The sequence below is a fragment of the Psychromonas sp. genome, from assembly GCF_041586535.1.
GTDB lineage: Bacteria > Pseudomonadota > Gammaproteobacteria > Enterobacterales > Psychromonadaceae > Psychromonas.
This window is the reverse complement of sequence record NZ_JBFGZY010000172.1, coordinates 1-7,664: the sequence shown is the minus strand read 5'-3', so window position 1 is coordinate 7,664 and position 7,664 is coordinate 1. Positions and strand designations below refer to the sequence as shown.

Annotated in this window: 6 protein-coding genes; 4 read left to right on the top strand and 2 right to left on the bottom strand. The window is 45.1% G+C overall.

Annotated elements, in window-relative coordinates; all coding sequences use genetic code 11:
• Positions 1-138: 138 nt before the first annotated feature.
• Together ABZA00_RS15555 and dsbB are read right to left on the bottom strand one after the other, a co-directional pair.
• Positions 139-906 (bottom strand): fumarylacetoacetate hydrolase family protein, encoded by a 768-nt coding sequence (locus ABZA00_RS15555; protein ID WP_372883072.1) that lies wholly within the window; start codon positions 904-906, stop codon positions 139-141.
• Positions 907-1,408: 502 nt separating this feature from the next.
• Positions 1,409-1,924 (bottom strand): disulfide bond formation protein DsbB, encoded by a 516-nt coding sequence (gene dsbB, locus ABZA00_RS15550; RefSeq protein ID WP_372883071.1) that lies wholly within the window; start codon positions 1,922-1,924, stop codon positions 1,409-1,411.
• 181 nt (positions 1,925-2,105) lie between these two features.
• On the opposite strand from dsbB, the gene fadR reads away from it, so the two are divergent.
• From fadR to ABZA00_RS15530, 4 genes are all read left to right on the top strand, one after another.
• A complete protein-coding gene (fadR, locus tag ABZA00_RS15545) occupies positions 2,106-2,816 on the top strand; it encodes a fatty acid metabolism transcriptional regulator FadR (RefSeq protein ID WP_372883070.1) in 711 nt (236 codons plus the stop codon).
• A gap of 277 nt (positions 2,817-3,093) precedes the next feature.
• Positions 3,094-5,622 (top strand): DNA translocase FtsK, encoded by a 2,529-nt coding sequence (locus ABZA00_RS15540; protein ID WP_372883069.1) that lies wholly within the window; start codon positions 3,094-3,096, stop codon positions 5,620-5,622.
• A gap of 1 nt (position 5,623) precedes the next feature.
• Positions 5,624-6,244: an outer membrane lipoprotein chaperone LolA gene (lolA, locus tag ABZA00_RS15535; RefSeq protein WP_372883068.1), complete on the top strand. Its 621-nt coding sequence runs from the start codon at positions 5,624-5,626 to the stop codon at positions 6,242-6,244.
• Positions 6,244-7,572: a replication-associated recombination protein A gene (locus ABZA00_RS15530; RefSeq protein ID WP_372883067.1), complete on the top strand. Its 1,329-nt coding sequence runs from the start codon at positions 6,244-6,246 to the stop codon at positions 7,570-7,572. The genes lolA and ABZA00_RS15530 overlap by 1 nt, the downstream gene beginning before the upstream one ends.
• The last annotated feature ends 92 nt before the right edge of the window (positions 7,573-7,664 follow it).

Sequence of the window (7,664 nt, the reverse complement as noted above, 5' to 3'; positions counted from 1 at the left end):
GATCTATTTAGGCGTAGGAAAAATGGATGAAAGCAAGGCATTGATTGCAGTAACTAGTTGTTCTAATTGCAAAATCAATAACGAAGCTAGCATTCATTTTAACAAGCATAAATGAATAGATAATTATCGGATTTGGTATTATTTGATTGCTTTAAACTCAACAGTATATTTGCCAAGATTTTCATATTCAATTTCTGTTGGCTGAGCAAATGCCACTTCGACAATACCTGCATAAGAGCCGGTAATAATCGCTTCACCGGCTTTAAAGCTGCTGCCGCGTTTACTCATGAAATTAATTAGCCAGTACAGAGGAATCTGCGGCAGGGTATTGGGATGTGTGCCAGCGAACTGTTGTTTCTGTTCACCCTGTTTAACCGTGATGTTTATTTTGCTTGCGTTATAAGCGTCTGATTTACTGATCTCAGGACCGATAAATAAACCCTGGTTCAATAAACCATCGGCTAATTTTTCATTAAAGGGGACGTCGATGCCATCAGCATAACGTCCCTGCATTAATTCCAGTGCCATATGGCTGCTGGCAATAGCTTCGTCTATTTGTGCTTTGCTGTAATCTTCTTGTTGTGCGGGTAAGTCCTTACCTAATACAAAGGCGATTTCCGGCTCGATACGCACAACACCGTTATCCGCAAATAGAGCGCATTGTCCGCCTTGCTGTATCGTATCGGAAAAAATGGGGGCAACAATAAACTGATCTTCTGCGATTGGTTGCAGACATTTCCAGCCGCCTACCGTATCTGCCCGTAGCTGGATCATCTGCTGCTGTATCTGCAATGCATCATCAGCTGAGATCGGACGAATACTTTCTTCCAGTCTGTCCGCTTTAGTACCCGCGACACGTCTATTTAATAGTTCCGTTGCTGCTTGTTTTAATTCATTCTCTGTCATCTCTTTAGCCTTGAAGTTTAAATGTAGTATAATAGTAGTATTAAACGCTAACTTGTTTTAAACAATGCTGCACGCAGTTTATTTTAGAAAAGTGGCATAGACCGCAATTTCTGCACCAGTATAATTTTATTGAGCAGTGCTGGTGGCGCACGGCATGTACCACAGCCGTAAGATTTATGATCAAATCTGCAATTGTAGGGTGTGCTCGCGCACCATTTATTTATTCGTGGTCTTGGGGCGCGGACTTCAGTCCGCATTTTTTAGTTTTAAATTTACCTCATGCGGACTGAAAAAAGGAGTCGCAGAGCTTCCTCCGCTCATGATACTAGACTGTGGTCTAATTCGCTCCGCGTCCCAAAGGCTGAACTACAATTCAAAGCACTTTCCGGCAAGATGTCGAAGAGTTAAATGCGCCCTACAGATTAATCACATGATAAACCGGTGACTCAAACGTAGGGTGTGCTCGCGCACCTAAAAGGCGCACTTGCAAAATATATAAAAGTTACTTTTTAGCGCCCAACAAGGCAAAAAAGGCAACAACCGCAAATAATGCGATGTATATTGAAAAACTCACAATTAACCATTGCGGCATGGAGTAACCTAAAAATTGCCAGACGATTTCAGAACAATCACCGGTTGGATTAAATAACCAGGGCATCCATTCGTGCAAAGGTGCCCAGCTTGGAAAATTAGGGAAAAAATCACAGGTGGCAAAGGGGGAGGGATTAAACTGGTAATCTGTATGCTCTATCGCTAATAAAAGTCCCCAGACAGCACTGACTGCCCATAATAAAAAAGCGCTTAAACGCAGCACTATATTATGCGGCGCACTGGCACCGAGTAAACCCGAGAGGATAATACCGATCATTGGGATACGTTCGTAAATGCACATCACACAGGGCTCTAAAAGCATAACGTGCTGGAAATATAAAGCGCACAGTTCAAGAGAGAGCGCACTGGCGGCCAGTAATAACCACGACCAGCGTTGTTTGGAAAGGTTTTTTAAAGTGAATAACACAATGCTTCCTAATATGAAAAACAATTAATTATGAAGATTATCACTCTCCAGTAATAAATGAAAAGGCATTAATGGCGGGATTGAGTATTTTGCCTGTGAAGAGTCTCACAGTTGACTGTTTGCACTTGATGTATAAAGTCGTGATAGAATATAAAAATAAAAAAGCAATGGCGATAATTACATGATAAAAAAAACAAAAGGGCCGGCGGATGTCGCTGAACAGTACCTGATAGAGTCTATCTGGAACGGCTCTATTGCAGTACATTCAGAATTACCCCCGGAACGTGAGCTTGCTGATAAAATAGGGGTGACCCGGACAACCCTGCGTGAGGTGCTGCAGCGCATGTCAAAAGATGGCTGGATAACTATCCGCCACGGTAAATCAACCAAAGTTAATGATTTTTGGGAAACCTCCAGTCTAAATGTTTTAAGTACCATTACCCGCCTTGATATTGCCAGCCGTGGGGATTATATTGATCAACTGATGTCCGTACGTACCAATGTGAGCGCAATTATTTTGCGCATGGCGGCAAAACATAACGCCACAAGTGTGCTTTCTTTTTTAGAGGATGTGCCTTCTATTGATGCCGACAGCGAGGTGTTTACAGAATTTGATTACCGTTTTTACCATCAGGTCGCGGTTTCCTCTAACAATATGATTTATGTTTTGATTTTAAATGGGTTGCAGGACTTGTATCGCCGGGTTGGGCGTTTTTACTTTTCCAATACCGAGGCTAAATCTATTGCACTGGCTTTTTACTCTGAAATTAAAGTGGTATTAGAGAAGGGGGAGATAGGCCAGATTATGCAGGTAGTCCGCGATTCAGCTTTTGCCAGCGGTAAAATTTGGCTGCGTTTACGTCATCAGCTGCCGGATGATTTTTTAGATTAACATGCTTGTGCAGTTGGCTCAGGTAATAACAACGGTGTAGAGAACTTATTGCTTTTATTTGAATTACTCGGGGCGAGGTGCGAATAAGACGCCAGTCTGTTGTCATGAGCGGAGAAGCTCTGCGACTCCTTTTTTTAGTCCGCATCTTGTTTTTTTATGCGGGCTAAAGCCCACGGCCCAAAAGCAGTAAAATATAAGTATTCACACTTAACCTGAGTTATTTACAGAAGCAGATAGATTAATTAATTTTTTCATTATTTTTAACAGGAACATTCTTTTGTCGAAAAACAACTTTCTTAACCGGCTCTCCGGTGTGCAAAAATTATTAGAAGTAGGAATAATTACCTGTGCTTTTGTTTCCATATTTATCTGCATTTCATTGTTCACCTTTTCACCTGTTGATCCAAGCTGGTCTCAGCAGCAATGGGTAGCAGAAATTCACAATGGCGGTGGTAAGGTTGGCGCCTGGATAGCCGATATCCTGTTTTATGGTTTTGGTCTGCTGGCTTATTTTATCCCCGCGCTGATTGCTACCTGTGCCTGGCTCTTTTTATGGAAGCCTAAATTTACCCTGGATATTGATTTTTTAAATCTTGGCCTGAAGATTATCGGTTTTATTTTTACCGTTTTCAGCACAACGGCCTTAGCGTCCCTGAACTTTGATGATTACCATTATTACCCTTCGGGTGGCTTAATTGGCGATATTATCGCCCAGAGTATGTTAGGTTTTTTCAGTTTATTGGCGGTTAATTTTATTCTTTTAACCCTGCTGATTTCAGGTACAACCTTACTGCTCGGTTTTTCCTGGCTGAGTTTAATCGATACGCTTGGCGCGCAGGTGATCAACTTGTTTAACTGGTTATGTGCATTGCCGGGAAAATTTGCCAGTTGGAAAGAAAAGCGTAATGCCGAAAAACAACAATCTGCAATTGACCAGATTGCGCAGACGCCCAGGGTTAAGCGTAAAAAGCAGCGTGTTCAGCCACAGCCGGTAGAGACTTTGGATAACACGTTTGCCGAGCAAAACGAAACAATGCATTTTGATGATCCTGATATTAATGATGATTATTTTGATGCTCCCTTTGATCTTGGTGAGGATGAAAAAAATGATCTCCCTGATTTCTCTTTTGAGCCCTTAGAATCTGAGGAGATACCGCCTTTTCTCACAGAGCAGCAAGCAGCTCCGGAGCAGACAGCACCAGCACAAGTAAAAACAGCGCCTCAACAAGTCAAGCAAGCGGCTAAAAATGACTTCAATCATCTGCCGGAGCATGCAAGGCCGGTTATTAAACGCAAAATAGATGAAAATTTAGCGCCTTTCCCGAGTATTGAACTGCTGGATCGCCCGGACAAAAAAGTGCATCCGGTTTCCCAGGAAGATCTGGATAATGCCGCCCGTCTGGTTGAAGCTAAGTTGCTTGAATTTAAAATTAAAGCGGAAGTGGTCAATGTCTTACCCGGGCCGGTAATCACCCGTTTTGAACTTGATTTAGCCCCGGGTATGAAAGTGAGTACGGTGACCAGTTTAGAAAAAGATCTGGCACGGGCACTCTCTGCCATGAGTGTGCGCGTGGTGGATCAAATTCCCGGAAAATCGGTGATCGCGCTGGAGTTACCCAATAAGTACCGGGAGATTGTTTACTCCTCAGAAGTACTGGGCAGCGCAGCCTTTCAGGAGAGTAAATCCAATTTAAGTATGGTACTTGGCGCCGATATTTCCGGGCAGCCGGTGGTGGTTGATTTGGCAAAAATGCCGCATCTTCTGGTTGCCGGTACAACGGGCTCGGGTAAGTCGGTCGGGGTGAACTGTATGCTGGTCAGTTTATTATATAAATCCGCACCGGAAGATGTTCGTCTGATTTTAATTGACCCGAAAATGCTTGAATTAAGCGTTTATGAAGGGATCCCGCATCTGTTAGCCGAAGTGGTTACCGACATGAAAGACGCGGCCAATGCACTGCGCTGGTGTGTGGGCGAAATGGAGCGCCGCTATAAACTGCTCTCTGAAATCGGAGTACGAACCTTAGCTGGTTACAACAGTAAAGTAAAAGAAGCGGCTGCAGCCGGCACGCCATTAACTGATCCGCTCTGGAAAGAGGGAGACAGCATGGACCCGACGGCACCTGAATTAAAAAAATTACCCAATATTGTGGTGGTTGTGGATGAGTTTGCCGATATGATGATGATTGTCGGTAAAAAATGTGAAGAGTTAATCACCCGTATTGCCCAGAAAGCACGTGCTGCGGGTATTCACCTGATCCTGGCAACCCAGCGTCCATCGGTAGATGTGATCACCGGTTTGATTAAGGCGAATATTCCCACCCGTATTGCTTTTCAGGTATCCAGTAAAATTGACTCAAGAACGATTTTGGGGATGCAGGGCGCGGAAACGCTGTTAGGTCACGGTGATATGTTGTATATGCCGCCGGGCGTCGGGGTACCGATCCGTGTCCATGGAGCTTTTGTTGATGACCACGAAGTGCATCGCGTGGTCGCTGACTGGAAAAAACGCGGTGAGCCGAACTATGTGCAGGAGATTATTGACGGTGACAGTGGGCTGGATACCTTATTACCGGGTGAAGAAGCCGAAAATGATAACGAGATTGATGCTTTATTTGATGAAGTAGTTGAATTTATTACTGAAACTCGTAAAGTATCGATCTCCAGTATACAGCGTAAATTCAGAATCGGTTACAACCGTTCCGCGCGTCTGGTGGATCAGCTGCAGGCACAGGGCGTGATCAGCGCACCATCAGGTGCCAACAGTAATCGCGATGTGCTCGCGCCGCCGCCAGTTAAGGATTAAAATGATGAAAAAGTTTTCTGCTCTACTATTTACCCTGTTAATTTCATTAACTTCCGTTGCCGTGAATGCCGCAAGCGATGCGCAGTTATTAAAAGAAAAATTAGCAAAATTCAGCACCCTCAATGCGGATTTTTCACAGCGCGTCAGCAGCCCGGAAGGTAAAATATTAAATGATAGTTTGGGCACCTTAGCTATCTCCCGTCCGGGTAAATTCCGCTGGGAAGTGACTTCGCCAGAGGAGGATTTAATTGTCTCTGACGGCCAGACCATGTGGATGTACAGCCCGTTCATCGAACAGGTGACCCTGCTTAACTTAAGTGATGCGATCCAGGGAACGCCGTTTATTCTGCTTTCCGGGGCTAATGATGCGCAATGGGCTAACTACCGGGTTAGCAGAGCCGATAATCAGTTCACAGTGACCGATATCAGCGGCTCAGCGCAGGACAGAACATTTATCTTTGAGTTTAATAATGCCGGCAAGGTCAGTAAATTTGTGGTCCTGGAAGCGCAGGGCCAGCGCAGTGAGTTTACTTTAAAGCATAAAACCCCGGTTACATCATGGAATAATAATTTCTTTGAATTTGCTATTCCCGATGGCGTGGAAATAGACGATCAGCGTTGATGAGAGATCTTTTTGCAGCCAATAATGATTTTCAGCCGCTGGCGGCGCGCATGCGGCCCAAAGTGTTCGATGATTATATTGGCCAGTCACATATTATCAGCGCCGGCAAGCCGTTACGTAATGCCCTGGAAAACGGCATGGCGCACTCCATGATTTTATGGGGGCCGCCGGGTACAGGCAAAACCACTCTGGCGGAACTGATTGCGACCTACTGTCATGCTCATGTTGAGCGCTTGTCCGCAGTGACTTCCGGGATAAAAGAGATCCGCGCAGCGATCGACATTGCCCGGCAAAATCGTGCCGGCGGTATTCGTACTTTGTTATTCGTTGATGAAGTACACCGTTTTAACAAAAGCCAGCAGGATGCTTTTTTACCCTTTATTGAAGACGGCACTATATTGTTTGTCGGGGCAACCACGGAGAATCCCTCCTTCGAGCTGAATAATGCGTTGCTTTCCAGAGCCCGGGTATATTTATTAAAAAAGTTAACTGAAACTGAAATAATGGCGGTTATCGACCAGGCCTGTGGTTCAACTGAGGGTTTAGCAGGCAAAAATATTCAATTTGTCGGTGATGTAAAAGAAAAACTCGCGCAACTGGTGCAGGGGGATGCGCGCAAAGCGCTTAACTATCTGGAGCTGCTGGCAGATATGGGGGCTGATTCGCAGCAAAGCGTGGTCATTACTTTAGAACTGTTAAAAGAGATTGCCGGGCGTGAAGGAGTGAGTTTTGATAAACAGGGAGACTTGTTTTACGACCTGATCTCCGCGTTTCATAAGTCGGTGCGCGGCTCAGATCCCGACGCGGCACTTTACTGGTATGCGCGCATGTTAGCTGGTGGATGTGATCCGCTTTATGTTGCACGCAGACTGTTAGCCATTGCCTCTGAAGATATCGGCAATGCGGATCCGCGCGCCATGGAGATCGCCATCAACGCGTGGGATTGTTTTTCGCGAATCGGTGCCTATGAAGGTGAACGGGCGATTGCTCAGGCGATCGTTTATTGCGCTGCTGCCCCGAAAAGTAATGCTGTTTATACTGCCTTTGCGATGGCTAAGCAGGCTGTGCAAGATTTCCCGGAATATGAGGTGCCGTTACATCTGCGTAACGCGCCGACTAAATTAATGAAAGAGCTGAATCATGGTACAGGTTACCGTTATGCCCATGATGAAGACGGTGCATTTGCTGCCGGCGAAGTTTATCTGCCGGAGGCTCTGCAGGGGACAAAGTTCTACCGGGCAAGCGACCGTGGTTTTGAAAAACAGATTGCCGCTAAACTTGATTATTTACAGCAGTTAAACCGGCAAAGTACTCATAAACGTTACTGAAGTTATACCCTTTTGTTTAAATCACAGGGGCGCGGAGCGAATTAGACGACAGTCTAGAGTTATGAGCGGGCGAGCTCTGTAAGTCCTTTTTT

Bases quoted from the DNA above. Each gene is read 5' to 3' on its own strand.
- ABZA00_RS15530 (WP_372883067.1), top strand. From the start codon at position 6,244: ATGAGAGATCTTTTTGCAGCCAATAATGATTTTCAGCCGCTGGCGGCG.
- lolA (WP_372883068.1), top strand. From the start codon at position 5,624: ATGATGAAAAAGTTTTCTGCTCTACTATTTACCCTGTTAATTTCATTA.
- ABZA00_RS15555 (WP_372883072.1), bottom strand. From the start codon at position 906: ATGACAGAGAATGAATTAAAACAAGCAGCAACGGAACTATTAAATAGA.
- fadR (WP_372883070.1), top strand. From the start codon at position 2,106: ATGATAAAAAAAACAAAAGGGCCGGCGGATGTCGCTGAACAGTACCTG.